This is a genomic window from Novosphingobium sp. FW305-C-30-35 (assembly GCF_058783135.1).
The window spans coordinates 1,243,900-1,267,551 of sequence record NZ_JBYSYJ010000001.1 but is presented as its reverse complement, the minus strand read 5'-3'; the positions used below and the strand labels follow the sequence as shown (position 1 = coordinate 1,267,551).

The 23,652-nt window shown below is 63.6% G+C and carries 27 protein-coding genes; 19 read left to right on the top strand and 8 right to left on the bottom strand.

The features are described from left to right. The first annotated feature begins 5 nt into the window (after positions 1–5). The 14 genes from AC3WLM_RS06255 to AC3WLM_RS06190 all read left to right on the top strand — a co-directional run bounded on the left by AC3WLM_RS06255 (position 6) and on the right by AC3WLM_RS06190 (position 13,747). Positions 6–503 (top strand): DUF3237 domain-containing protein, encoded by a 498-nt coding sequence (locus AC3WLM_RS06255; protein ID WP_492476907.1) that lies wholly within the window; start codon positions 6–8, stop codon positions 501–503. 73 nt (positions 504–576) lie between these two features. Further along, a complete protein-coding gene (locus AC3WLM_RS06250) occupies positions 577–2,169 on the top strand; it encodes an FAD-binding oxidoreductase (protein WP_193827173.1) in 1,593 nt (530 codons plus the stop codon). Next, positions 2,166–2,576 (top strand): c-type cytochrome, encoded by a 411-nt coding sequence (locus AC3WLM_RS06245; protein ID WP_492476906.1) that lies wholly within the window; start codon positions 2,166–2,168, stop codon positions 2,574–2,576. The genes AC3WLM_RS06250 and AC3WLM_RS06245 overlap by 4 nt, the downstream gene beginning before the upstream one ends. Continuing rightward, a complete protein-coding gene (locus AC3WLM_RS06240; protein ID WP_492476905.1) occupies positions 2,576–2,944 on the top strand; it encodes a twin-arginine translocation signal domain-containing protein in 369 nt (122 codons plus the stop codon). Before AC3WLM_RS06245 ends, AC3WLM_RS06240 begins: the two co-directional genes overlap by 1 nt. 255 nt (positions 2,945–3,199) lie before the next feature. Beyond that, positions 3,200–3,970 (top strand): glutathione S-transferase family protein, encoded by a 771-nt coding sequence (locus AC3WLM_RS06235; RefSeq protein WP_039331625.1) that lies wholly within the window; start codon positions 3,200–3,202, stop codon positions 3,968–3,970. Beyond that, on the top strand, positions 3,967–4,752 hold the full coding sequence (locus AC3WLM_RS06230) for a glutathione S-transferase family protein (protein WP_492476904.1): 786 nt from the start codon (positions 3,967–3,969) through the stop codon (positions 4,750–4,752). The genes AC3WLM_RS06235 and AC3WLM_RS06230 overlap by 4 nt, the downstream gene beginning before the upstream one ends. 3 nt (positions 4,753–4,755) lie before the next feature. Further along, a complete protein-coding gene (locus tag AC3WLM_RS06225) occupies positions 4,756–6,321 on the top strand; it encodes an AMP-binding protein (protein ID WP_039331627.1) in 1,566 nt (521 codons plus the stop codon). Positions 6,322–6,380: 59 nt separating this feature from the next. Next, positions 6,381–8,465: a PQQ-dependent dehydrogenase, methanol/ethanol family gene (locus AC3WLM_RS06220; RefSeq protein ID WP_244885309.1), complete on the top strand. Its 2,085-nt coding sequence runs from the start codon at positions 6,381–6,383 to the stop codon at positions 8,463–8,465. 45 nt (positions 8,466–8,510) lie between these two features. After that, on the top strand, positions 8,511–9,935 hold the full coding sequence (locus tag AC3WLM_RS06215; protein ID WP_052241953.1) for an aldehyde dehydrogenase family protein: 1,425 nt from the start codon (positions 8,511–8,513) through the stop codon (positions 9,933–9,935). A gap of 204 nt (positions 9,936–10,139) precedes the next feature. After that, complete coding sequence (locus AC3WLM_RS06210) at positions 10,140–11,012, top strand: amidohydrolase family protein (protein WP_082734701.1); 873 nt, start codon at positions 10,140–10,142, stop codon at positions 11,010–11,012. A gap of 9 nt (positions 11,013–11,021) precedes the next feature. Further along, a complete protein-coding gene (locus AC3WLM_RS06205) occupies positions 11,022–11,483 on the top strand; it encodes a protein tyrosine phosphatase family protein (protein ID WP_039331630.1) in 462 nt (153 codons plus the stop codon). Next, a complete protein-coding gene (locus AC3WLM_RS06200) occupies positions 11,480–12,229 on the top strand; it encodes an SDR family NAD(P)-dependent oxidoreductase (RefSeq protein ID WP_427466251.1) in 750 nt (249 codons plus the stop codon). The genes AC3WLM_RS06205 and AC3WLM_RS06200 overlap by 4 nt, the downstream gene beginning before the upstream one ends. Before the next feature lie 4 nt (positions 12,230–12,233). Then, positions 12,234–13,010: a glutathione S-transferase family protein gene (locus AC3WLM_RS06195; RefSeq protein WP_052241956.1), complete on the top strand. Its 777-nt coding sequence runs from the start codon at positions 12,234–12,236 to the stop codon at positions 13,008–13,010. Further along, a complete protein-coding gene (locus tag AC3WLM_RS06190) occupies positions 13,010–13,747 on the top strand; it encodes an alpha/beta fold hydrolase (RefSeq protein ID WP_492476903.1) in 738 nt (245 codons plus the stop codon). Before AC3WLM_RS06195 ends, AC3WLM_RS06190 begins: the two co-directional genes overlap by 1 nt. Here the strand turns inward: AC3WLM_RS06190 and AC3WLM_RS06185 are convergent. Both AC3WLM_RS06185 and purU read right to left on the bottom strand, forming a co-directional pair. Further along, positions 13,744–14,145, bottom strand: coding sequence for a glyoxalase/bleomycin resistance/extradiol dioxygenase family protein (locus tag AC3WLM_RS06185; RefSeq protein WP_039331632.1), 402 nt, complete (start codon positions 14,143–14,145; stop codon positions 13,744–13,746). The genes AC3WLM_RS06190 and AC3WLM_RS06185 overlap by 4 nt on opposite strands. 76 nt (positions 14,146–14,221) lie before the next feature. Beyond that, positions 14,222–15,076: a formyltetrahydrofolate deformylase gene (gene purU / locus AC3WLM_RS06180; protein ID WP_062346631.1), complete on the bottom strand. Its 855-nt coding sequence runs from the start codon at positions 15,074–15,076 to the stop codon at positions 14,222–14,224. Positions 15,077–15,214: 138 nt separating this feature from the next. On the opposite strand from purU, the gene ligM reads away from it, so the two are divergent. The 3 genes from ligM (at position 15,215) to AC3WLM_RS06165 (ending at position 18,250) form a co-directional block, all read left to right on the top strand. Continuing rightward, positions 15,215–16,612 (top strand): vanillate/3-O-methylgallate O-demethylase, encoded by a 1,398-nt coding sequence (gene ligM, locus AC3WLM_RS06175; RefSeq protein WP_062346633.1) that lies wholly within the window; start codon positions 15,215–15,217, stop codon positions 16,610–16,612. Between the two features lie 74 nt (positions 16,613–16,686). Then, positions 16,687–17,577, top strand: a complete 891-nt coding sequence (locus AC3WLM_RS06170) for a methylenetetrahydrofolate reductase (RefSeq protein ID WP_062346635.1) — start codon at positions 16,687–16,689, stop codon at positions 17,575–17,577. A 4-nt stretch (positions 17,578–17,581) separates the two neighbouring features. Then, positions 17,582–18,250 (top strand): alpha/beta fold hydrolase, encoded by a 669-nt coding sequence (locus AC3WLM_RS06165; RefSeq protein ID WP_492476902.1) that lies wholly within the window; start codon positions 17,582–17,584, stop codon positions 18,248–18,250. A gap of 7 nt (positions 18,251–18,257) precedes the next feature. Here the strand turns inward: AC3WLM_RS06165 and AC3WLM_RS06160 are convergent, their stop codons facing one another. Genes AC3WLM_RS06160 through AC3WLM_RS06135 form a run of 6 tightly spaced genes read right to left on the bottom strand, consistent with a single transcriptional unit; the run spans position 18,258 to position 22,245 of the window. Beyond that, complete coding sequence (locus AC3WLM_RS06160; protein WP_039331642.1) at positions 18,258–18,881, bottom strand: riboflavin synthase; 624 nt, start codon at positions 18,879–18,881, stop codon at positions 18,258–18,260. A 12-nt stretch (positions 18,882–18,893) separates the two neighbouring features. Next, positions 18,894–19,865, bottom strand: a complete 972-nt coding sequence (gene ribD / locus AC3WLM_RS06155; RefSeq protein WP_492476901.1) for a bifunctional diaminohydroxyphosphoribosylaminopyrimidine deaminase/5-amino-6-(5-phosphoribosylamino)uracil reductase RibD — start codon at positions 19,863–19,865, stop codon at positions 18,894–18,896. Further along, a complete protein-coding gene (locus tag AC3WLM_RS06150; protein ID WP_492476900.1) occupies positions 19,862–20,353 on the bottom strand; it encodes a hypothetical protein in 492 nt (163 codons plus the stop codon). The genes ribD and AC3WLM_RS06150 overlap by 4 nt, the downstream gene beginning before the upstream one ends. Before the next feature lie 51 nt (positions 20,354–20,404). Then, positions 20,405–21,190 carry a M48 family metallopeptidase gene (locus AC3WLM_RS06145; RefSeq protein WP_193827165.1) on the bottom strand — a complete coding sequence of 262 codons (786 nt, stop codon included), beginning with the start codon at positions 21,188–21,190 and terminating at the stop codon, positions 20,405–20,407. Then, the gene (locus tag AC3WLM_RS06140) at positions 21,183–21,626 is read right to left on the bottom strand and encodes a YcgN family cysteine cluster protein (RefSeq protein WP_193827164.1); all 444 of its coding nucleotides are present in this window, start codon (positions 21,624–21,626) and stop codon (positions 21,183–21,185) included. The genes AC3WLM_RS06145 and AC3WLM_RS06140 overlap by 8 nt, the downstream gene beginning before the upstream one ends. 7 nt (positions 21,627–21,633) lie before the next feature. Continuing rightward, positions 21,634–22,245, bottom strand: a complete 612-nt coding sequence (locus tag AC3WLM_RS06135; protein WP_193827163.1) for an SCO family protein — start codon at positions 22,243–22,245, stop codon at positions 21,634–21,636. A gap of 79 nt (positions 22,246–22,324) precedes the next feature. Between AC3WLM_RS06135 and AC3WLM_RS06130 the strand changes: the two genes are divergently transcribed. After that, positions 22,325–22,939, top strand: coding sequence for an ankyrin repeat domain-containing protein (locus AC3WLM_RS06130; RefSeq protein WP_465128988.1), 615 nt, complete (start codon positions 22,325–22,327; stop codon positions 22,937–22,939). Positions 22,940–22,950: 11 nt separating this feature from the next. Beyond that, complete coding sequence (locus AC3WLM_RS06125; RefSeq protein ID WP_193827162.1) at positions 22,951–23,601, top strand: COQ9 family protein; 651 nt, start codon at positions 22,951–22,953, stop codon at positions 23,599–23,601. Positions 23,602–23,652 lie beyond the last annotated feature (51 nt).

The following is a 23,652-nucleotide window of genomic DNA, read 5'->3' as shown; positions in this document are numbered from 1 at the left end:
ACCCCATGGACTTCTCTACGCTCGACAACCCCCGCCTCGAATTTGCCTTCGCCTGCCGCCTGCGCTTCACCCGTGTGCAGATGGTGCCCGACCTGCCTTCTGGTGGTATGCGAAGCGCGGTGTACGTCGACGACGGCGAGTTCGAGGGGCCGCTGCTCAAGGGCAGGGCAGTGCCGAACTCCGGCGGCGATTATGCCTTCTTCCGCCCGGACGACACCGCCGTGTTCGATGCGCGCTATGTGCTCGAAGTCGATGACGGCACGTTGATCTACATGCAGAACAAGGGCTTCCTGTGGGGCCGTGAGCCGGGGACGATGGACCGCCTCCGCGCCTGGGCCTTCGCCGGGGGCGAGCCCGTCCCGCATGCCGAATACTACCTGCGCGCGCAGCCGACCTTCGAGACCAGCAAGGGCAAGCACGATTGGCTGACGCGGCATGTGTTCATCGGCGTGGGCGAGCGCAAGCCGGACGGCAACTACGTCAAGTATTACGCGCTGACGTGAGGCTTGACGGCAAATCACAAGTACTGCAAACAATAACAATTGTTAGAAAATAAGTGACGGGAGAGTCCACGCCTTGAAGCTGCACCTGCCCCCGCGCGTCAGTCCCAAGCAGTTCCAGGCGGCGATGACCGCCTTTGCCGGCGTGGTCGGCAAGGAATGGGTCATGGACTCCGACGCCGACCGCGACGCCTATGCCGATACCTATGCTCCCGGCAGCACCGAGGAGTGGCCCGCCTCGGCTGCCGTCGCGCCCGCCTCTGTCGATGAAGTGCGCGCCATCGTGCGGCTTGCCAACCAACACAAGACGCCGCTCTGGCCCGTCGCGCGCGGCAAGAACCTGGGTTATGGCACCGCCGCGCCGCGCCTGCCAGGCACGGTCGTGCTCGACCTTGGCCGCATGAACAAGGTGCTCGAACTCGACACCAAGCTGGCCTATTGTGTGGTCGAACCGGGCGTCGGCTTTTTCGATCTCTACGAGCATATCCAGCGCGAGAAGGCGCCGCTGTGGATGTCGGTGCCGGGCAATGCCTGGGGCTCGGTTTTGGGCAACGCGCTCGAACATGGCATCGGCTACACGCCCTATGGCCTGCATGCCCGCAACCTTTGCGGGATCGAGGCAGTGCTGCCCGATGGCGACCTTGTCCGCACCGGGATGGGCGCGATGAGCAACAACCCGGCCTGGCACCTCTTCCCGATGAGCTACGGGCCGACCTTCGACCTCGCCTTCACGCAGTCGAACCTCGGCGTGGTGACCAAGGCCGGCATCTGGCTGCAGCCCGCGCCCGAAAGCTCGCTCGAGATCGTGTGGGACATTCCCAAGGTCGAGGACATCGGCTGGGTGGTCGATACCATTGCGCCGCTCAAGATATCGGGCCTGATCGACCAGAATGTGTTCATCCCTTCGTGGCTGGGCAAGATGGTTCTCAAAGGCCAGCGTCAGGACTTCTGGGACAAGCCCTCGGCCATCCCCGAATGGCGTGTGGAGGAACTGCTGAAGGAGCACAAGCTGGGCTACTGGCAAGTTGCGCTGCGCCTTTATGGCGAGGAAAGCGTGGTCAAGGCCAAGGCCGAAGTGGTCAAGGCGGCGATGAAGCGCAACCTGGCCGTCGCTCCGGAAGAGCACTGGTGGCATCCTGGCGACTATATCCACGGCGTCGACACCACGATGGGCATTCCGTCGGCCGTGCCGTTGCAGATGTCCGACTGGATCGGCGGACGCGGGGCACACATGGGCTTCTCGCCCGTTGTCCCGGCAACCGGCAAGCATGTGCTCGATCAGATGGCGCGCAGCCGCAAGATCATCGCTGATTTCGACGTCGACTTCTACGCCAGCTTCACCATCGGTGGGCGCTTTGCCAACAACGTCAACATGCTGATGTACGACCGCGACAACGCGGCTGAAGTCGTCAAGATGCGCAAGCTGTTCGATGCGCTGATCACCGAGACGGCAAAGGCGGGCTACGCCGAATACCGCACCCACCTCGGCTGGATGGACCCGGTCATGGAAACCTTCGATTTCAACAACCACGCGCTGCGCCGCTTCGGCGAGAAGGTGAAGAACGCGCTCGACCCCAACGGCATCATCGCGCCGGGCAAGCAGGGCATCTGGCCTGCCGCCTATTCCGATGCCCGTGGCAGGAGCAACGCCGGAGGTCACGGGGCATGAACCGCGCATCGTTCGTTTTCGTCGGCGCACTGGGCCTCGCCGCGACTGCCGTCTATGCCGCACCTCCGGGGCCGCCGCCCGGCCCCCCGCCGCCGTATCAGATGCGACCGGTTGCGCCGACCGGCGACAGGCTCAAGCCCGGTAGGGATGGCAAGGTGCTGTTCGAAGTGCACTGCGGTTATTGCCACCTGACCGGCGGCATGGGCACCAACCTGCTCACCAAGCAGCAGGTCATGGCTGGGAACTCGCCCGACAAGGGCCTGCTCGCCAATCGCACCGATCTTACTGCCGATTACGTCAAGACCGTGGTCCGCATGGGCAAGGGTGCCATGCCGCAGCAGACCAAGGTCGACCTTACCGATGCCGAGCTTGATGCCGTGGCGAAATACCTCGGGAAGGCCGGCTGATGCGCGTCTCACGCCGCTCGATGCTAAAGGGCAGTGCGTTGGCCGGAGCGGTCGCCGCAACGCCTGCGGTGGCAGCCATGGCGAGCCCCGTGCCGCTGGTGGTGTTCGACAGCCGCATTCCCGAATCCGCAGCCTTTGCTGCAGCAAAGGACACGCAGCGGGCGATCAACCTTGCTCTGGGTGCGGCGGATGCTGCGCGTGCGATCAAATTCCCACAAGTCGTGACAGGGCTCACACGCTGGAGCGACTGGACTGCGCTAAGAGGGGTCATGGAGGCGCAGGGTCTGCGACTCTCGGAGGAGATTCGTGCTGCCGCTCCCCTCTCCGGTCGCACGCATCTTTTCCTCTGGACGATGACTGCGCGCTAGACAGTCCCGGCGCAAAGCCAGAAGTCTGCAAAAGGGGTGCGTTCCTGTCGGGACGTGCCCCTTTTATCGTGCGGTCAGCTTTCACTTGGTGAAACATTCGAAATGGGCGTCTGCCCCACCCGCGTCTTAATCCCCAAAGCGTATTTCGACACCATGCGGGCTTGACCCGCGCTCCTGCGCAATTAGTATGTGTTACTAACAAATTCCGACACGCATCGGAATCGGGAGAGAGATGATGGAACCAGTGGGCAACGAATGGACGCGGTAACCCTTTATCACTGGGAACCCAACGCCAACTCGGGGAAGCCGATGCTGGCGCTGATGGAAAAAGGCGTGCCCTTTTCCAGCCATTACATCGACATGCTGCAGTTCGATCAGCACAAGCCGGAATACCTCGCGATCAATCCGCAGGGCACCATCCCGGCGATGACCCATAATGGTCTCGTGCTCACCGAGAGCACCGCGATCATGGAATACGTGAACGATCGGTTCGACGGGCCGGACCTCATGCCGTCGGATGCGCGTGATCGCTGGCGCGTGCGCTGGTGGATGAAGTTCATGGACCAGTGGCTTGGCCCCAGCTTCTCGATGATCGGGTGGAGCGTATTCGTAGGGCCCATGGTGCGCCAGCGTGATCCTGCCGAACTCGCAGCGGCGATCGAGCGCATTCCCCTGCCGGAACGCCGCGTCGCATGGCGCAAGGCAATCAATGGCGACTTTTCGGAAAGCGAGATGGCCGAGAGCCGCCGCCGCGTCGGTCTGGGCATCGCGAAGCTCGAAGAAGAACTGGGCAAGCGGCCCTATGTCGGCTCGCATGAGTACAGCCTGGCCGACATCAACATCTTCAACAGCACTTATTCGCTGCCGCTGTCGCAGCCAGATCTGGCGGGCAAGGACAAGACGCCGAATATCATGCGCTGGCTCAAGCGGGTCTATACGCGTGATGCGGTCAAGAGGACCTGGGCGATGGGCAAGACCGACCTTGCCAATCGCTATGGTCTGATCATGGCGGAGATCGAGGCATGAACGCGGTGCTCTACCACGGCGAGCCGAATGGCGCTTCACTGACCGTGCTTGCCGCTCTGGCGCAATCGGGACTCGACATCGAATGCCGCCCCATCGACCTGCTTGCCGGGGAGCGCCATGCGCTGCCTGGCATTGCCGATCCTGTTGCGCTCGACCTGTGCATTGAAGGCGAAGGGCCGGTGCTGGTCATCGATGGTGAGGCGATGACCGAATCCGTGTTCCTGGCACAGTATCTTGACGAGGCCGCGGGCGGGGCCGGGCTACAGCCGATGGACGCCTATGCGCGCTGGGAAATGATGATGTGGTGCCGCCAGATCACCGAGCGCCTGTCCCCTGCAGCAGCGTTGCTCGGCAATCTTGCTTCCTCGCAGCATGCCATTGCAGCCATTCCGGCCGACGATTTCGCAACGCTGACAGCGCGCATCGTGTCGGACGATCTGCGCAACCGTTGGCAAGCGCTGAACGATGATGTCGTCGATGCCGCGCAAGTGGCCGACAGCGAGACCAAGATCGTCGCCGCCGTCGAGCGCTGCGAGAAGCAGCTGGCCGATGGCCGTGCATGGCTGATGGGCAGCTTTTCGATTGCCGATCTCGTCACGTATTCCTGGCTGGCCGGGATGCAGCTTCTGCGGCCGGATGCCTTCGCCGCTGCTCCCCTCACCACCGCCTGGCTAGCCCGCATGGCCGAGCAGAGCTGCGTGAAGGCGGCGCTTGCCAGGTCGACCGTTTCCGAACCGCTCCGCGCCTGGGCGCCGGGGCCAGAAATCAATCGTTGGGGATAACCAATGCGCGCCATCGACTACTTTGACCGCGGCCACGATCGCGATCCACAGCGTCTCGCCATCGTCGATACCGAGACGGGTCTTAAACTGACCTTTGCCGAAACCAAGGCCCTGTCCGAACGCATCGCTGCGGCTCTGCAGAAGGGCGGTTTCGAGAACCAGGACTGCCTCGGTCTCTATGGTCCGAACGATGGCATGCTGCTCGTCGTCCTGCTGGCGATGTGGCGCGCCAACGGCAAGTGGATCCCGGTCAACACCCGCAACGCCATCGACGCCAACGCTGCCTATATCAACTACGTGCGCCTGAAGTGGCTGGTCTATCATTCGTCCAAGGCCGACGAAGTCCAGCAGCTCAAGAACCTCTGTCCGACGCTCCAGCACTTCGTCTGCCTCGACAAGCGCATGGGCGATGACCCGAGCCTCGAGGAATTCATGGCCGGTGTCAGCGAGGCCGATTTTGTCGAGCCCGAGATCGATGCCTTCGGCAACCTGATGGACATGGTCGGCATCTTTCCCACCGGCGGCACCACCGGCCCTTCGAAGGGCGCCAACGTCACCAACCTCGGCTGGGGCACGATGATCGAGACCGCTGCCGATGGCATGGGCGGCCGCACCGATTCCCCGGTCGCGCTTGTTTCAGCGCCGATCACGCACGCTGCTGGCCCGATCGCGCTTTCGACGCTGAGCCTCGGCGCAACGCAGGTGATCCTGCCCGGTTTCGACGCCGAGCGCGTGCTGCGCACGATTGCGGAGTACAAGGTTACCCACATGTACCTGCCGCCGACGGCGCTATACCAGCTGCTCGCCTCGCCGGAACTGGGCGATCATGACTACTCCAGCTTGCGCATCTTCATCCTCGTCGGCTCGCCCTGCAGCCCGGAAAAGCTGCGCCAGGCAGTGGAGGTGTTCGGCCCGGCGATGTGCCAGTCCTACGGTCAGGTCGAATGCCCGATGATCGTGGCGTGGTTCCCGCCCGAGGACGTCGCGAAGTTCGCCACCTCCGCACCGGAAAAGCTGGCCGCCTGCGGCAAGCCCACCCGCTCGATCAAGGTCGCGCTGCTTGACGATGATGGCAAGGAGGTGCCGCTGGGCGAGGCGGGCGAAATCTGCGTGCGCGGCGCGCTGGTCACGCATTCCTACTTTGAAAAGCCCGAGGAAACCGCCGAAATCCGCAAGTTCGGCTGGCATCACACCGGTGACGTCGGCAAGTTCGACAAGGACGGCTACCTCTACATCGTCGACCGCAAGAAGGACATGGTGGTTTCCGGCGGCTTCAACGTGTTCACCGCCGAAGTCGAAGCTGCCGTGACAGAACTGGCAGCAGTGCGCGAGGCCTGCGTATTCGGCATTCCGCACGAGAAGTGGGGCGAGCAGGTCCATGCGGTGGTCGTGGCCGAGGGCATTACCGAGGCCGAAATCATCGCCTATGCCAAGGATCGCCTCGGCGGGGTCAAGGCGCCGAAATCTGTCACGTTTATCGACTCGATTCCGCGCACTGCTGCGGGCAAGATGGACAAGAAAGCGCTGCGGGTTCCCTATTGGGGTAACGCCGATCGTATGGTCAACTGATCCGGAAAACGGACAGTCGGGAGAGAGAGCTGCATATGCGTTTGAAGGTCTTAAGCCTGATGGCCGCACTGCTGCCGCTGGCAGCGTGCAACATCAAGAGTGATGGCGACACGGTCGCTGTCGCTTCCGCAGGCGTCACCGATGCGATGATCGCGCAAGTGCCTGAAGGCGAATGGCTGAGCTATGGGCGCGATTATGGTGAACAGCGCTTCTCCCCGCTAACCCAGGTCAACGACAGCAACGTCGGACAGCTTGGCCTTGCATGGTTCCATGATCTTGAAACGGCGCGCGGGCAGGAGGCCACGCCGCTGATGCACGACGGCACGCTCTACATCTCGACCGCATGGTCGATGGTGAAGGCGTTCGATGCCAGGACCGGGGCGCTCAAATGGTCCTACGATCCGGAAGTGCCGCGCGAAACGCTCGTCCGGGCCTGCTGCGATGCGGTCAATCGCGGTGTTGCGCTTTACGGAGACAAGGTGTTCGTCGGCACGCTGGACGGACGCCTCGTTGCGCTGGATCAGAAGACCGGCAAGGTTGCCTGGTCGAAGGTCGTCGTGCCCAACCAGCAGGACTATACCATCACTGGCGCGCCGCGCGTGGTGAAGGGCAAGGTCCTGATCGGCAGCGGCGGTTCGGAGTACAAGGCGCGCGGCTACATCGCTGCCTATGACGTGAACACCGGCAACGAGGTGTGGAAGTTCCACACCGTTCCCGGCAACCCCGCCGACGGCTTCGAGAACAAGGCCATGGAAAACGCCGCCAAGACCTGGGCTGGCGAATGGTGGAAGCTGGGCGGCGGCGGAACGGTGTGGGATGCGATCACCTATGATCCCACAACCAACCTCGTCCTGTTTGGCACCGGCAACGCCGAGCCGTGGAACCCCGCTGCGTCCGGTCGTGAGGGCGACAGCCTCTACACCTCGTCGATCGTCGCGGTAAATGCCGACACCGGTGAATATGCCTGGCACTTCCAGGAAACCCCGGAAGACCGCTGGGATTTCGACTCCGCCCAGCAGATCACTCTGGCGGACCTGAACATCGGGGGCCAGCAGCGCCATGTCGTGCTGCATGCCCCGAAGAACGGCCATGTCTACGTGCTTGATGCCAAGACCGGCCAGTTCATCTCGGCAACGCCTTTCGTACCGGTCAACTGGGCGACGGGCATCGATCCCAACACAGGCAAGGCGACAGTCAATCCGGCCGCCCGGTACGAAAAGGGCGCGCCATTCGTCAGCCTGCCAGGCGCTGTGGGTGCCCACTCGTGGCAGCCGCAGAGCTTCAGCCCGAAGACCGGCCTGCTCTACCTGCCGGTCAACAACGCCGCATTCCCCTACGCCGCGGCGAAGGACTGGAAGGCCACCGACATCGGCTTCCAGACTGGCCTCGATGGTTATGTCACCGCAATGCCGGCCGATGCCAAGGCCCGCTCCGCCGCGATGAGCGCAACCACCGGCACGCTCGTCGCCTGGGACCCGGTCGCCAAGAAGGCTGCGTGGAAGGTCGAACTGCCCAGCCCGTCAAACGGTGGCATTCTCTCGACCGCCGGCAATCTCGTCTTCCAGGGCACCGCAGGCGGCGATTTCGTCGCCTATAGCGCCGACAAGGGCAAGCAGCTCTGGTCGTTCCCGGCGCAGAGCGGCATCATTGCTGCGCCCATGACTTATGCGATCGACGGCGAACAGTATGTCGCCGTGATGGTCGGCTGGGGCGGCGTATGGGACGTTGCCACTGGCGTCCTTGCCCACAAGGCCAAGAAGCAGCGCAACATCAGCCGCCTCGTCGTGTTCAAGCTCGGCGGGAAGGCCACGCTGCCTGCCGCTCCGCCGATGGCCAAGATGGTCCTCGACCCGCCGCCGTTCACCGGCACGCCGGAACAGGTCAAGGCTGGTGGCGAACTCTACGGTCGTTACTGCAACGTCTGCCATGGCGATGCGGCGGTTGCCGGCGGTGTGAACCCGGACCTGCGTCACTCTGCCGCGCTCAACGCTCCCGAAGCCATCCGATCGGTTGTCATAGACGGCGCGCTGCAGCACAACGGCATGGTGTCGTTCAAATCGGCGCTCAGGCCAGAGGATGCAGACAACATCCGCCAGTACCTCATCAAGCGCGCCAACGAGGACAAGGCTCTGGAAGCGCGCTGACAAGAATGCTATAGCTTATAGCAATCATAACGAGTGGAGAGATTCATGACGCATCTTTATCCCAACCTGATCAATGGCGAGCTGGTCACGACCGCAGAGTCGCTTGATGTCGTGAACCCCGCGAACGAGCAGGTCATCGGGCGGGTCCCAGCCTGTGGCGTCGAAGAACTGGACCGCGCTGTGGCTGCTGCCCGCGCTGCCTTCAAGACCTGGTCGAAGACCCCGGTTGACGATCGGCGTGCCGTGATCCGCAACATGGCGGCGGCGATCGAGGCCAATTTCGATGAGCTGTACCGCCTGCTCACCAGCGAACAGGGCAAGCCGCATCATCAGGCGCAGGGCGAGATCCACGCTTGCGCCGGCATCATCAGCGCCCAGTCCACGCTGACGCTGGAAGAGACGATCAACGAAGATAGCGACACCCGCCTGAGCCGCACGCGCCGCGTGCCGGTCGGCGTCGTCGCCGGCATCGTGCCGTGGAACTTCCCGCTGCTGATGGCCGTCCAAAAGATTGCGCCCGCGATCCTCACCGGCTGCACCATCGTGCTCAAGCCTTCGCCGTTCACCCCGCTGACCACGCTCAAGTTCGCCGAACTGATCAAGGACATCGTGCCGGCTGGTGTCGTCAACATCATTACCGGCGAAGACGCGCTCGGCCCGATGATGACCTCGCACCCGGACATCGACAAGATCACCTTCACCGGCTCGACCGCAACCGGCAAGCGCATCATGGAAGGCGCCTCGAAGGACCTCAAGCGCATCACGCTGGAACTGGGCGGCAACGACGCTTCGATCGTCCTGCCCGATGCCGACGTCGAAAAGGTTGCCGAGCAGCTCTTCTGGTCGAGCTTCACCAATGCCGGCCAGATCTGCGTGGCCGCCAAGCGCGTCTACATCCACGAGGACATCTACGACGACCTGTCGAAGGCCATCGCCGAATACGCCAAGACCGTGAAGGTCGGCGACGGCTCGGAGCAGGGCACCGGCGTCGGCCCCATCCAGAACAAGAAGCAGTTCGAGCGTGTCTGCGAACTGATCCAGGACGCCAAGGACAACGGCTACAAGTTCCTCGTCGGCGGCGATGTCGATCCTTCCGGCTCTGGCTACTACGTGCCGATCACGATCCTCGACAACCCGCCCGAGGATGCGCGCATCGTGGCTGAGGAGCAGTTCGGCCCGGTCATGCCGCTGATGAAGTTCTCCAGCGACGACGAAGTCATCGCCCGCGCCAACAATTCGGAATATGGCCTTGCCGGCGCTGTCTGGACCAAGGACACCGAACGCGGCGTGAGGATCGCCGAGCAGCTCGAGACCGGCACGGTTTGGATCAACGAGTTCCTTCACCTTTCGCCCTTTGCGCCGTTCGGCGGACACAAGCAGTCCGGCTTTGGTGCGGAGTACGGCATCGAGGGCCTGAAGGAATTCACCTACAGCCAGGTGATCACGGTCAAGAAGGACGCGCTGGTCTGATCTTGGGAACCCTCTCCCCTTAAAGGGGGAGGGGGTAATTCTCCACCGACCCGCTTCGTCATGCTGAACTTGTTTCAGCATCCATCCGTCGTCACAAGGTGCGATGCATGTGGCGAGATGGACTCTGAAACGAGTTCCGGGTGACGGTACAACAAGGGGCAAGCGCACTGCGCAAGTTGCCCGCGATCTGAAGGAATCTGCCCGGTGCCCATCGACATTTCGAAGATCAAGGCGATCGACGTCCACGTCCATGCCGAGGTCTCGTGCCACGATCCGGAAGATCCGGTCATGGGCCAGTTCTTCGACGCCGCTTCGGCTTACTTCAAGGCCCCGCGCGAGCGGCCGAAGATGCCCGAGATCGTCGAGATCTATCGCGAGCAGCAGATCGCCTTCTGCATGTTCACGGTCGATGCCGAATGCGGCATGGGTGCCAAGCGCGTGTCGAACTACGAAGTTGCCGAAATGGCGGCCAAGAACGACGACATCTGCATCGCCTTCGCCTCGATCGATCCGCACAAGGGCAAGTACGGCGCGCGCGAAGCCCGCGATCTGATCGAGAACTTTGGCGTGAAGGGCTTCAAGTTCCACGGCATTGCCCAGAACTGCCACCCGGCCGACCGCGTTGGCTATCCGATATACGAAGTCATTGCCGAGTATGGCCTGCCCGCGATTTTCCACACCGGCCATTCCGGCATGGGCACGGGGATGCGCGGCGGTGGCGGCATGCGTCTCAAGTACGGCCAGCCGATGCTGGTCGATGATGTCGCGGTCGATTTTCCCGACATGAAGATCATCCTCGCCCACCCGTCGTGGCCATGGGTGGATGAAAGCCTGTCCATGGCTTTGCACAAGGACAACGTGTTCATCGACCTGTCGGGCTGGAGCCCTAAGTATTTTGCGCCGCAGATCATCCAGTACGCCAATACGCAGCTCAGGAAGAAGATGCTGTTCGGTTCGGACTTCCCGCTGATCCACCCTCAGAAGTGGATCGATGCGGCGCTGAAGGTCGGCTTCAAGGAAGAGGTCATGCCCGGCATCATGAAGGACAACGCCGCGCGCCTGCTGGGGCTGGCCTGAGCCTGCCTGATGGCCGATCCTGATGACATCCGCGGCTGGCAGAGGCTTGATGCGGAAATTACCACGTCGGGCCGGATCGAGGACAAGGACGTCATGCGCCTCGCCGACCTGGGCGTAGCGCATGTCGTCAATCTCGCGCTGGAGACTCATCCCGAAGCGCTGGCCGGGGAAGGGGACAAGCTTGCCGCGCAGGGCATTGCCTATACCCACATCCCCGTTCCGTTCGACGCACCGGGCGAGGACCACTTCGCCGCTTTCGTGAAGGCGGTGGAGGAAGGACCTAGGCCGGTCCACGTCCATTGCATCATGAACTGGCGCGTCTCGGCGTTCTTCTACCGCTACAACCGCGACCGTCGCGGCCTTGCGGAGCCCGTCGCGCGCGCGCTGATGGAACGGCAGTGGTCTCCTGAAGGCCATGACAGCAAGGAAGCCCGCGTCTGGGCGGAATTCATCGCAAGGACCCCCGAGTGACCGATCTTTCGGGCAAGCACATCGTCATCACTGGCGCCTCTACCGGCATCGGGCGCGCGACTGCGACCATCTGCACTCAGGCCGGCGCGCGCGTTACACTGATCGCCCGCCGCGCCGATCTGCTCGAACAGGCTGCGCGCGACCTTGGCGGCAGCACCGCCTTCGCTGCGGCCGACGTTGCAGACAAGGCCGCCCTTCATGGCGCGCTCGATCATGCCATCGCTGCCAACGGCCCGATCGATGGCATGTTTCTGAACGCCGGCATCGGCGGCATGTTTGCTCCCGTCGAGCAATATACCGACGAGATGTTCGACGCCGTGATGGCGGTGAACCTCAAGGGCGTGCTCTGGGCGATCCAGCACGTGCTGCCCGCGATGAAGGAACGCCGGCAAGGCGCGATCCTCGTCACCGGTAGCCTCGCCAGCGAACGCGGGTTGCCGATGAATGCGGGCTACGTCGCCAGCAAGCACGCCGTGCTCGGCCTATCGCGCGCGGTCGCCAACGAAGTGGCCGAGTTCGGCGTGCGCTGCAATTGCATCGTGCCCGGGCTGATCGAGACGCCGATGCTCGATGGCCTGCCCCCCGAAGCCGCCTCGCAGATGGCCAAGGCAGTGCCGCAGGGCCGCACCGGCCAGCCCGAGGAACTGGCCAAGGTCGCCGCATTCCTTCTGTCCGATGCCGCCAGCCACGTCACCGCCCAAAGCTGGGCGGTAGACGGCGGCATGCTCGGCACCATGCGAGTCTGATCCGATGGCCCTGAAATACTACCACGCCGAACCGCTGGCGAACTCGCTCAAGTCGATGGTCCCGCTCAAGGAGAAGGGGCTCGCCTACGAGAGCATCTACGTTGATCTGCACAAGTTCGAACAGCACCAGCCGTGGTTCACCGCGATCAATCCCGAGGGACAGGTGCCCGTTCTCGATCATGACGGCACGATCATCACCCACACCACCGTAATCAACGAATACCTCGAGGATGCCTTCCCTCACGCGCAGCCCGCCGACGCTCCATTGCGTCCGCACGATCCGGTTGGCGCGGCGCGGATGCGCTATTGGAACAAGTTCGTCGACGAGCACGTGATGAACTTCGTCTCGATGCACGGCTGGCACCGCATGGTCGGGGTCATCGCGCGCAACATCGAGAACGGCGATTTCGAGAAGCTGCTCGAAAACATACCGCTGCCCGATCAGCGTAAGAAGTGGGCTACGGCTCGCTCAGGTTTCTCCGAGGCGGACCTCGCCAACGCCACTGCCAAGATCGAATATGCCCTTGCCAAAGTCGAGGCACAGCTTGGGCAGACAAAGTGGTTGGCAGGGAGCACGTACACCCTTGCAGACATCAACTTTTATTCGCACTGCGGCATGATGGTCGAGCGTATGTTCCCCGAGATGGAAGTGGCGAGCCGCTTCCCACGCTTGTGCGAATGGCGCGACCGCGTCACCGCACGTCCCGCAGTCGCCGAAGCCCTGAAGAGCGAGGACCGCACCGCGCCGGGCCTGCGGACATGGTCGGGGCACGTTCGCTGATGGCCGGTTTTGTCCTTATTCACGGTTCCTGGCACGGCGGCTGGTGTTTTGATCCTGTCGCCGAGATCCTGCGCGCGCGTGGGCATACGGTCGTGGCGCCGACGCTGCCTGGCATGGGCGGCGCGGCCGGGGAAATGGCGGCGGTCACGCTCGATGGCTGGGGCGAATTTGCTGCGCAGCATTGCCGGGACCTGAAGGCGCAGGGCGTCGGCCCGGTAGTGCTTGCCGGACACTCGCGCGGTGGCCTTGTCGTGTCGACCGCGGCAGAGCGTGATCCAGCTGCAATGGATGCCATCGTCTATATCTGTGCGATGATGCTTCCCGCTGGCATGAGCCGCGCCGAATTCAAGGAACTCGAAGGCCCCAACCCTGCCTTCGATGCGATTATCTCCAAGGTCCACGATGGCGTCGCCACGGTTATCGATGCTGCGAATGCTGCACCGGTCTTTGCGCAAGTCTCCCCGCCTGACCTTGTCGATGCGGCGATGGGAAGGCTCATGGCCGAACCACACGCTCCTCGTTCCGAGAAGATTGCTGTCACCCCCGAGCGCTGGGGCAGTCTGCCGCGCACCTACATCGAATGCACGCTCGACCGCACCATCCCGATCGAAAGCCAGCGCCGCATGATCGCGATGTCGCCTGGCGCGAACGTGGTCACGCTTGAGGCTGATCACAGTCCCTACCTGTCGAAACCGCAGGAACTGGCTGAAGCGCTGGAAGCAGCGTTACCGGCCTAATCGGCGAAGAAGTTCAGCTCCAGCAGCACGTTGTTCGGGTCTGCGGTAAAGATCTGCCGCAGCCCGATGGCTTCGACCACGTTGGTCTGGCAGTCGAGCCCCAGGGCGGCCACGCGCGCCAGCACATCGTCGTAGCCTGAGCAATTAAGCGCAACGTGATGGATCGCGCCGGTGAGCGAACCGGGCTGCACTTCGCGATCATAGGCGCGCGGGCAATCGACGGCATTGATGTGCACGATGGCCTTGCCGCCTGCATCGTACATCCACTGCGCGTTTTGCGGGGTGAGGGGGGGCGGACCATCGCGCCGTTCCAACCCTAGCAGCGCCTTGTAGAACTCGGCCGTCTCGTCGAGTCGGTCGGTAATGATGTTGACGTGATCGAGCGCGTTGACGTGCATTGATTCTCTCCCGCAGCAAAACGGCGGCCGGAGCATGGTGCCCCCGCCGCCGTCCAATCTCAACCTTTGAAACCGCTCAGCTCTTGAACACGACAGTCTTGTTGCCGTTGACGAGAGCCCGATCCTCGAGGTGCAAGCGCACTGCTTCCGCCAGCACGCGGCGTTCCACATCGCGGCCCTTGCGCACAAGGTCTTCGGGGCTGTCGGCGTGAGTCACGGTCTCGACGTCCTGGTGGATGATCGGACCTTCGTCGAGATCTGCGGTAACGTAGTGACCGGTCGCACCGATCATCTTCACGCCGCGGGCGTGCGCCTGGTGATAGGGCTTGGCGCCCTTGAAGCTCGGCAGGAACGAGTGATGAATATTGATGCAGCGGCCCGAAAGGAATGAGGCGAGATCGTCCGACAGGATTTGCATGTAGCGCGCCAGCACCACCAGTTCGGCGCCGGTCTCGGTGACGATGCGCTTGACCTCGGCCTCCTGCTGCGGCTTGGTCTCTTTGGTGATCGGCAGGTGATGGTAGGGCACATTGCCGATCAGCGAGATGTTCAGCGCTTCCTTGGGATGGTTGCCAAGGATCGCGACGACTTCCATCGGCAATTCACCGATGCGCGTGCGGTACAACAGGTCGCCAAGGCAGTGGTCGAACTTGCTGACCATCAGGACGACCTTCCGCTTCACGGCCGTGTCGCGCATGTTCCATTCCATGCCGTAGTCTTCGGCAACCGGCGCAAAGGCCGTGCGGAAGGCTTCGATCCCGGTTTCGCCTGGATCGAACACGACTCGCATGAAGAACTTGCCGCTCAGCGAATCATCGAATTGCTGCGCCTCCCGGATGTTTCCGCCCGCTTCATAGAGGTTGCCCGTGACTCGGGCGACGATGCCCGGCTTGTCCTCGCATGACAGCGTCAAAATCAGCGATGCGCTCATCAGAATCTCTCCCGTCCTAGTCGCGTTAGGGGTGGCGCTCATTGGGCGCAACATTTCCCATTGCGAATCTCGAGGGAGATTGTATGTGTTGCATACAAGTTTTTCAACCCTGCCATTTTCAAGTCGGGAGAGTTTCACATGGCAAAGAACCTCGAAGAGGTAATCCAGCAAGGCGGCAATATCGTCGAAATGCTGCGCAACTCGCAGCTCGGTGCCTACGTCTATCCGGTCGTCGCTCCGGAATTCTCGAACTGGCGTTCGGAGCAGTGGGCATGGCAGCACAGCGCCGTGCTGTTCGACCAGTCGCACCACATGGTGAACCTGTACATTCGCGGCAAGGACGCGCTGAAGCTGCTGTCCGACACCATGATCAACAGCCCCAAGGGCTGGTCGGTCAACAAGGCCAAGCAGTACGTCCCCACCACGCCTTACGGCCATGTCATCGGTGACGGCATCATCTTCTGGGAAGAAGAAGAATCGTTCACCTACGTCGGCCGCGCCCCGGCTTCGAACTGGCTGCGCTACCACGCTGCCACCGGCGGCTACGATTGCGAGATCGAGCTGGACGACCGTTCGCCGATGCGTCCGATGGGCAAGCCCGTCACCCGCAAGGAATGGCGTTTCCAGATCCAGGGGCCGAACGCCTGGGCCGTGATCGAGAAGCTGCACGGCGGCCCGCTCGAACAGCTCAAGTTCTTCAACATGAGCACGATGAACATCGCCGGCAAGACCGTGCGCACGCTGCGCCACGGCATGTCGGGCGCGCCGGGCCTCGAAATCTGGGGTCCCTATGCCGAGCAGGAAGAGATCCGCGCCGCGATCCTCGAAGCCGGCAAGGAATTCGGCCTGATCGCGTGCGGCAGCCGCGCCTATCCTTCGAACACACTTGAATCGGGCTGGATCCCGTCGCCGCTGCCCGCCATCTACACCGGCGAAAAGCTCAAGGGCTTCCGCGAGTGGCTGGCAGCTGACAGCTACGAAGCGACCGGCTCGATCGGCGGTTCGTTCGTCTCCGACAACATCGAGGACTACTACCTCAACCCGTGGGAGCTGGGTTACGGCAACTTCGTCAAGTTCGACCATGATTTCCATGGCCGTGAGGCGCTGGAAGCCCTGAACCCGGCCGAGCAGCGCAAGAAGGTGACGCTCGCCTGGAACCCCGAGGACATGGCCAAGATCATGGCCTCGCTGTTCAACCCCGATGGCGAACAGTACAAGTTCTTCGATACCCCGCTCGCGAACTACGCCTCGTCGAACTACGACCGCGTCGTCGATGCTGGTGGCAAGACCGTCGGCTTCTCGATGTTCACCGGCTACTCGTACAACGAGAAGCAGGCGCTCAGCCTCGCCACGATCGATCCGGAAATCCCGGTCGGCACCGAACTGCGCGTGGTGTGGGGCGAAGAGAACGGCGGTACCCGCAAGACCACCGTCGAGCCGCACAAGCAGATCGAGGTCCGTGCGATCGTCTCGCCGGTCCCCTACAGCCGCGTCGCTCGCGAAAACTACGCCGAAGGCTGGCGTACTGCTCGCTGAGCCAACCAACCGTATCGCCCGGACCGCCACAATGGCGGCCGGGCGTTCGGCCTGAACAAGAGAGGATCCCGAACATGGCAAAGGCATCGATCATCCATCCCAACTGGGACAAGACGCCCGACGGGATCACCGATGGTTTCAGCCTCGAGATGACCGCGAAGGACGAAGCCTCGCTGCGCGATGCCGCCCCGCTCATCCCGGCAGAAACCCCCATCGCCGTTACCTTCCTGCCCGGGGAAGACGTCGGCGCCCGCGTTGCCGCGACAATTGCGGTGCGCGAACTCGGCTTCGAGCCGATGCCCCATTTTTCCGCCCGCCGGATCACGTCCGAGGACGACTTCGAAGGCTACCTGCGCGCCGTAGTGGAAAAGGCCGGTGTGACGCGCTGCTTCATCGTCGCCGGTGACCCGCCCGAGCCCGTCGGCCCATATTTCGACACGTCCGCCCTGATCGCGACCGGCGCCTTCGAGCGTTCGGGCATCAAGGCCATCGGTATTGGCGGTCACCCGGAAGGGCACCCCAACATGACCGAGGCCGAATGCTGGGCGGTCCTCGAGAAGAAGGTGGCGGAAATCACCGCGCGCGGCATGGCCCCGCTGATCGTCACCCAGTTCGGCTTCGATCCCGATGCCTTCCTCGCCTGGCTGAAGGAACTGCGCGCACGCGGCATCGACGCTCCGGTGCGCATCGGCGTGCCTGGGCCTGCCGGGATCAAGCGCCTGCTGGCGTTTGCCGCGCGCTGCGGCGTCGGCGCGTCGACCTCGGTGCTCAAGAAGTACGGGATCTCGGTCACGAACCTGCTCGGCACGGCCGGGCCGGACAAGCTGGTAGATGCCTTCGCCCGTGGCCTCGGGTCCGAGCACGGCAAGGTGCGCCTGCACTTCTACCCATTCGGTGGCCTGACCAAGACCCTCGAATGGATTCACGGTTACAACAAGAAGCACGGCATCGGCCAGGGGGCCTGAGCCGGTGACCGACTTTGTGCTGGTGCACGGCGCTTGGGGCGGCAGCTTCGCGTGGGACCGCCTCAAGGCCGATCTCGAAGCTGCCGGACACCGTGTCCTCGCCGCTGATCTTACCGGTCTCGGTCGCCGCAAGGCCGAGTTCCACCCCGGCATCACGCTGACCACGCACATCGACGATGTGTGCGACCAGATCGCCAAGGCCGGTCTCGACCGCTTCGTGCTGGTCGGCCATTCCTGGGGCGGCATGGTCATCACCGGCGTCGCCACGCGCCTCGGCGCACGCATCGATGCCATCGTCTATGTCGATGCCTTCCTGCCGCAGGACGGGCAATCGCTGTGGGACCTGACCGGGCCGTGGGAGCACGATCACTACATCGGCAGCCAGAAGCACAAGCCCGGCGCCGTTTCCCCGCTACCCGGCCTTGAAAGCCCGGTCCTGTCCGATCATCCTCTGCTTACGCTGGTCGAAGCCGTGCGCTTCACCGGCGAGGAAGCGAAGATCCCCCGCCACGTCTACATTTTCGCCAATGGCTGGAGCCCGTCACCCTTCGGCAAGTTTGCCGAGGCGGTGCAGGATGATCCGGCCTGGGAGTACCACGAGGCCGAAGCCAGCCACAACGTCATGGGTGACCAGCCCGACCAACTGCTCCAGATCGTGCTCGGCTGCGCCTGAATCGGGCTCAGCCCTGCTGCGCCAGGCTCTGCATCCGCTTGAGATAGCGCGCCAATACGTCGATCTCGAGGTTTACCTTCGATCCCGGCTTCAGCGCGCCCATCGTCGTGACTTGCGCGGTGTGGGGGATGATGTTCAGCGCGAACTGGCAAGATCCGTCGGGCTGGTCCGCCACTTCGTTGACGGTCAAGGACACGCCATTGACCGTGATGGACCCCTTCGCCGCGATGTATGGCGCCAGTTCCTGCGGCGCCGAAATCCAGAACTTGAGCGAGGCGCCATCGGGGCGGATGCTGACGACCTCGCCCACGGCGTCGACATGCCCGGTCACGATGTGCCCGCCAAGTTCATCGCCCAGCTTCAGCGCCGGTTCGAGGTTGAGCGGCGCGCCCACAGTCCACTGCTCCGCTGCAGTGCGGCTCACCGTTTCGCCCGAAACGTCCACCGCGAACCAGCCTTCGCCAGCCACGCCTCCCTTGTCCACCACGGTCAGGCAAACGCCCGAGCAGGCGATCGAGGCGCCGATGGCGATCTTCACCGGGTCCATCGCGCACGAGATCGTGATGTGTCGGTCCCCCTTGTCCTCGACGGCGAGGATGTTGCCGATTTCCGTGACGATCCCGGTGAACATAAGAAATCTCCTTCAGCGGACCCGCTCGTAGACGTCGAGCGCATCGCTGCCAAGCGTCCGCCGGTCCACATTGCGCCAGCGCCAGTGCGCGTCCGCGAGCGAGCCGAGGCCGATGTCGCCGATGCAGGGCAAACCTGCGCCAACGATGATCGGGGCGCGATAGATCAGCAGCCGGTCTACAATGTCGGCGGCGAGGAATGCGGCTGCGGCCTGCGCGCCGCCTTCGACGAAGAGATACTGCGCATCGCCGAATGCGCCCGCTGAGGCAATGTCGGCCACCGCCGTCCAGCCTTCAGGCGCCGTGCCGCGCGTCAGCACCATGCGCTGCGGGCTGCGGTGCTCGAGCCCCGGCAGGCGCACGTCGAGCCTCGGCGTGTCGGCGCGCAAGGTGCCGCCGCCGACAAGGATCGCGTCGGCCCGTGCCCTCTCGACATGGCAATGCGCGCGCGCTTCGGGGCCGGTGATCCATTGGCTCGATCCGTCGACGAGGGCTATTTTGCCATCCAGCGAAGTTGCGAGCTTCAGAGTGGCATGTGGTCGTCCTTGCGCCGACCGTGTCAGGTATCCGGCCAGAGACTCCCGTGCCGCCGGGGCCGGCAGAACGTCTGCTGCAATACCTGCTTCACGCAGCGCCGCGATCCCGCTGCCTGCCGTGCGCGGGTCTGGATCTTCAACGCCGATCACCACGCGCGCAATGCCGCTGCCCAGCACCAGCGATGTGCACGAAGGCCCGCGCGCACTGGCATGGGCGCAAGGTTCCAGGGTGACATAAAGCGTCGCACCGTTCGCGGCCTCACCGGCCATGGCCAGAGCCTCGGCTTCGGCATGAGGCCGGCCACCTGCCTGCGTCCAGCCACGGCCTACCATCAGGCCGTGCTTGACAATCACCGCTCCGACTGCCGGATTGGGCCTGCTCAATGGACGCCCACGCGCCGCGAGCGCCGCGGCGGCATCGAGCCAGCGCAGGTCCTCAGCCCTGCTCATGGTTTCTCGATCTGTGCGTTCTTCATTTCGGCATCATAGACAGGATTGTCGACCAGATGCTTGTCCAGCACTTCCCTGCGCGCGGCCTCGACCTTCTTGCGGTAGGCCTCGCGTTCGGCCTTGCCTTCCTCGTAGGCACGCTTGGTTTCGACCCCGGTGGCGTCGCCCACCGCCTTGTACATCTGGCGGATGCGCTCCTGCCGCGCCTCCTCCTCGGCTTCCTCTGCCTTGGCCTTGGCGGTCGCTGCCTTGTTTTCGGCGAGGATCTCGGCGTCGCTGCGGTTCTCGAGAAAGCTCGGGAAATAGATGATCTCGGGCGGACGGGGCAGCGCCGTGCCGCCTTCCATCGCCATCGCGGTGAACAACGTCCCCGTCACCGCCGCTGCCATCACCAGTCCGACACGGCGATAATCGCTGGGCGCAGTAAACACCTGCCAGAAATCGACGATGGCCCGGCGCGGGGATACGTTGCGGAAGAAGGCTCTCATGCCGGCCTAGATAGGCGCTGGCGCACGCTTTCGCTACCCATCGGCAGGCATTCAGCCAAACGGCACATACAGCGACCGGCCGTGCCGCTTGAGCCAGCGGTTAGCCGCCTGGATATCCCCTTCAAAAAGCTGTTCGAGATGAGCGTGGAAGGCGGGGCTATGATCGAAGTGCTTCATGTGCGCCACTTCGTGGGCCACGACCGAACGCCGCACGAAATCCGGCGCCATGATCAGCCGCCAGTTCATCCGGATCGACCCGTCTGCCGCGCAGCTTCCCCAGCGCCGCTGCGCGCGCGATAGCGACAGGCGTGGGACGGCTTCTCCGGCGCGGGCGCAGTAATGGGCGAGGTCATCAGCGCAGAAAGCGAGCGCCTCGGCCTCGAGCCAACGCTGCAGCCGCGCAGCAAGCCCCTCGACCGGCCCCCCGACGATCAGGCGTCCATCCGCGATCACCGGCTTGCGTCGGGCCCGCTCCGACCATTCGATCTGCAAGGTCTCGCCCCGCCATTGCAGCGTGGCATCGGGCGCGATAGCGCGTGGCTCTGGCATCCGCGCCAGTTGCCCCGCCAGCCAGTCGGCCCGGTCGCGAGCAAAAGCCTCGGCATCGCCGACGCGACCCCATGCCGGGATCGAAACACGCGCCTCGCTGCCGTCGGGCGCGAGCCGTAGCGTCATCCGCCGGGCATGGCCGAGCTTGCGGATCACCAGCGGCAGTTCGCGTCCTTCGACCATCAGCGTCCGGCGCGCCACGGCACGCGGGGCCAAAGTTCCGCGAGAGGGGGTCTGCTTGGCCTTGGCGTCGGCCCGCCGCAACCAGTCGAGCACGCCCCTAGCCATCGAAATGGTCCGATGGCACGATATGGTCCTCAATTGGCCCGGCCAGCGTTTCGCTCACCGCCTTGCCAACGACCGACTGTCCAGCGCGATGCACGGCCTCGCGATCACCAGAAATCAGATAATGCCACTCAGGCAGCGGCTGGTTCTCGGCCCGCAAGCGATAGGCACAGGTATCGGGCAACCACGGCAATTCTCGCGCCAGCTTCGGCGTCAGGCGCAGGCAATCCGGGACATAGGCGCGGCGATGCTTGTAGTCGCTGCACCGCGCGGTCCTGAGGTCCAGCAGCTTGCAGGCAACATTGGTATGGACCACCTCGCCGGTGTCTTCGTCCTCCAGCTTGTGCAGGCAGCACTTGCCGCAGCCGTCGCACAGCGCTTCCCACTGCTCGCGGCTGAGTGTTGCCACTGGCCGTTCCCAGAAGCGGTCGTCGTTCATTCCGGCGTCAACTCACCCACTTGGCGAGTTCGGCGGCCACGGCCTTTCCGTCCTGTTCGGCAGGCAACAACGCGATGGCAGAACCGTCCGGGCCCATCAGATAGGCCGCGCGGCTGTGGTCCATCAGGTAGGCGTCGGGCTTGGCCTCGTCGCGCCTTTGATAGAACACCGCCCACTTCCTTGCGGCGTCGGCGATCTGCGCCGGCGTGCCCGTGAGCCCGACCACGTTCTTGCCGAAGTTCGCGGCATACTTGCCCACGACCTGCGCGGTATCGCGCTCGGGATCGATGGTGATGAAGATCGGCACGATCGGCTTGGCGTCGGGGTGTTCCTTGGCGAACAGGCGAAGGCCCTGTGCGATGTTCTGCATGTCGAGCGGGCAGACATCCGGACAGAAGGTGTAACCGAAATAGACGATGCGATACTTGCCCGCAAAGTCGCTCCACTTCACGGCCTGCCCGTCCTTGCCCGTCAACGTGAAGTCGCCGCCAATCGCGGCGCCTTCGAGAGGCGGTTGTTCGGCAGGGGTCATGTTGCATCCGCCAAGCGCGAAAGTGCAGGTTGCGGCAAGCGCGGCGAGTGTCGATCTGAAAGCGAGGGCCATGGCGCGCCGGTTCATGCTCTGCTAACCGTGTCCTTGCAAGAGGCGAGTCCGCAAGGCCGTAAATGGCTGATGGGGCACGCAACAGGAGGTTCGAATGCTGTCGAAGATGCGCAGGCCGCTTACCGCGCTGGCCATGCTGCTGGCCGCCGCCACGGCAATTCCGGCACAGGCCCAGTTTTCCGACAGCTACAAGTTCCTCGAAGCCGTCCGCAAGAAGGAAGGCGACAAGGTGACCGAGGCTCTGAACGAGCCCGGCACGCAGATCATCAACACCAAGGACTATACCACCGGACAGACCGCGCTTCACATCGTCGTGGCCCGGCGTGATCTTGTCTGGGTGCAATTCCTGATCGGCAAGGGTGCCAACGTGAACGCGCGCGACAATCGCGGCGTGACCCCGCTGGTAGCCGCGTCAGAAATGGGCTTCCTCGAGGGCGTCGATGAATTGATCAAGTCGGGCGCGCGCATCGATGAGGCGAACAACACGGGCGAGACCCCGCTCATCAGCGCCGTCCACCGCAAGGACCTGGCGCTGGTGCGAATGCTGATCAAGGCTGGCGCCAACCCCGATCGCCCGGACAATTCGGGCCGTTCTGCGCGCGATTATGCTGCGCTCGACAAGGGCAGTCCGGTGCTGGGCGAACTGGAAAAGGCTTCGAAAGAAGCAAAGTCCGCCGCGCCCAAGAAGACCTACGGCCCCTCGTTCTGACGGGTACTGACATGACCGACGAAACCCTGGATGCCCTGCGCCTGCGCCTGGCGCCCGCCATCGCCGAAGCTGCTGCGTTTGATGGCTGGAAACCGGCTGCCGTTGCGGCTGCCGCTGCAATGGAAGGCGTCGATCCTGCTTTGGCCGCCTTTGCGTTCCAGGACGGGCCCATGCAGATGATCTCCGCCTGGATCGCGCGCATCGATGCCGACATGGCCGCTGCGCTTCCCTCCACCCAGCTCGGCAATCTGCCGATCCGCGAACGCATCCGCCGCCTTGTCCAGTTCCGGCTCGATGCACTGATCGGCAAGGAAGAGGCCTTGCGCCGCGCACTGGCCATCATGGCCATGCCGCAGAACGTGGCAAAGGCGACCCGGCTGGGCTGGTCGAGCGCCGACGCGATGTGGCGGCTCGCGGGAGACACCGCCACCGATTACAACCACTATACCAAGCGCATCACCCTTGGCTCGATCTACGCCGCGACTCTTGCCTATTTCGCGCAGGATACCAGCGATGGCCACGAGGACACCCGCACCTTCCTCGACCGCCGGATCGAGAACGTGATGCAGTTCGAGAAGACCAAGGCCAAGCTGCTCAGACCGCGCGAGGAAACCTTCTCGCTGACGCGGATGCTGGGCCGCCTGCGCTATCCCGCCACCTGAGAATTTTGATCCAGCGCAATTCTATTGCGAATGACTTGCAAATGCTTGCCC

Excerpts from the sequence above, each read along its gene's own strand:
- AC3WLM_RS06140 (WP_193827164.1), bottom strand. The coding sequence starts at position 21,626 with ATGAACGACGACCGCTTCTGGGAACGGCCAGTGGCAACACTCAGCCGC.
- AC3WLM_RS06160 (WP_039331642.1), bottom strand. The coding sequence starts at position 18,881 with ATGTTCACCGGGATCGTCACGGAAATCGGCAACATCCTCGCCGTCGAG.
- AC3WLM_RS06240 (WP_492476905.1), top strand. The coding sequence starts at position 2,576 with ATGCGCGTCTCACGCCGCTCGATGCTAAAGGGCAGTGCGTTGGCCGGA.
- AC3WLM_RS06205 (WP_039331630.1), top strand. The coding sequence starts at position 11,022 with ATGGCCGATCCTGATGACATCCGCGGCTGGCAGAGGCTTGATGCGGAA.
- AC3WLM_RS06215 (WP_052241953.1), top strand. The coding sequence starts at position 8,511 with ATGACGCATCTTTATCCCAACCTGATCAATGGCGAGCTGGTCACGACC.
- AC3WLM_RS06170 (WP_062346635.1), top strand. The coding sequence starts at position 16,687 with ATGGCAAAGGCATCGATCATCCATCCCAACTGGGACAAGACGCCCGAC.
- AC3WLM_RS06185 (WP_039331632.1), bottom strand. The coding sequence starts at position 14,145 with ATGCACGTCAACGCGCTCGATCACGTCAACATCATTACCGACCGACTC.
- AC3WLM_RS06230 (WP_492476904.1), top strand. The coding sequence starts at position 3,967 with ATGAACGCGGTGCTCTACCACGGCGAGCCGAATGGCGCTTCACTGACC.
- AC3WLM_RS06195 (WP_052241956.1), top strand. The coding sequence starts at position 12,234 with ATGGCCCTGAAATACTACCACGCCGAACCGCTGGCGAACTCGCTCAAG.
- AC3WLM_RS06255 (WP_492476907.1), top strand. The coding sequence starts at position 6 with ATGGACTTCTCTACGCTCGACAACCCCCGCCTCGAATTTGCCTTCGCC.
- AC3WLM_RS06190 (WP_492476903.1), top strand. The coding sequence starts at position 13,010 with ATGGCCGGTTTTGTCCTTATTCACGGTTCCTGGCACGGCGGCTGGTGT.
- ribD (WP_492476901.1), bottom strand. The coding sequence starts at position 19,865 with ATGAGCAGGGCTGAGGACCTGCGCTGGCTCGATGCCGCCGCGGCGCTC.
- AC3WLM_RS06130 (WP_465128988.1), top strand. The coding sequence starts at position 22,325 with ATGCTGTCGAAGATGCGCAGGCCGCTTACCGCGCTGGCCATGCTGCTG.
- AC3WLM_RS06220 (WP_244885309.1), top strand. The coding sequence starts at position 6,381 with ATGGCCGCACTGCTGCCGCTGGCAGCGTGCAACATCAAGAGTGATGGC.
- AC3WLM_RS06135 (WP_193827163.1), bottom strand. The coding sequence starts at position 22,245 with ATGAACCGGCGCGCCATGGCCCTCGCTTTCAGATCGACACTCGCCGCG.
- AC3WLM_RS06150 (WP_492476900.1), bottom strand. The coding sequence starts at position 20,353 with ATGAGAGCCTTCTTCCGCAACGTATCCCCGCGCCGGGCCATCGTCGAT.
- AC3WLM_RS06245 (WP_492476906.1), top strand. The coding sequence starts at position 2,166 with ATGAACCGCGCATCGTTCGTTTTCGTCGGCGCACTGGGCCTCGCCGCG.
- AC3WLM_RS06235 (WP_039331625.1), top strand. The coding sequence starts at position 3,200 with ATGGACGCGGTAACCCTTTATCACTGGGAACCCAACGCCAACTCGGGG.
- purU (WP_062346631.1), bottom strand. The coding sequence starts at position 15,076 with ATGAGCGCATCGCTGATTTTGACGCTGTCATGCGAGGACAAGCCGGGC.
- AC3WLM_RS06225 (WP_039331627.1), top strand. The coding sequence starts at position 4,756 with ATGCGCGCCATCGACTACTTTGACCGCGGCCACGATCGCGATCCACAG.
- ligM (WP_062346633.1), top strand. The coding sequence starts at position 15,215 with ATGGCAAAGAACCTCGAAGAGGTAATCCAGCAAGGCGGCAATATCGTC.
- AC3WLM_RS06125 (WP_193827162.1), top strand. The coding sequence starts at position 22,951 with ATGACCGACGAAACCCTGGATGCCCTGCGCCTGCGCCTGGCGCCCGCC.
- AC3WLM_RS06145 (WP_193827165.1), bottom strand. The coding sequence starts at position 21,190 with ATGGCTAGGGGCGTGCTCGACTGGTTGCGGCGGGCCGACGCCAAGGCC.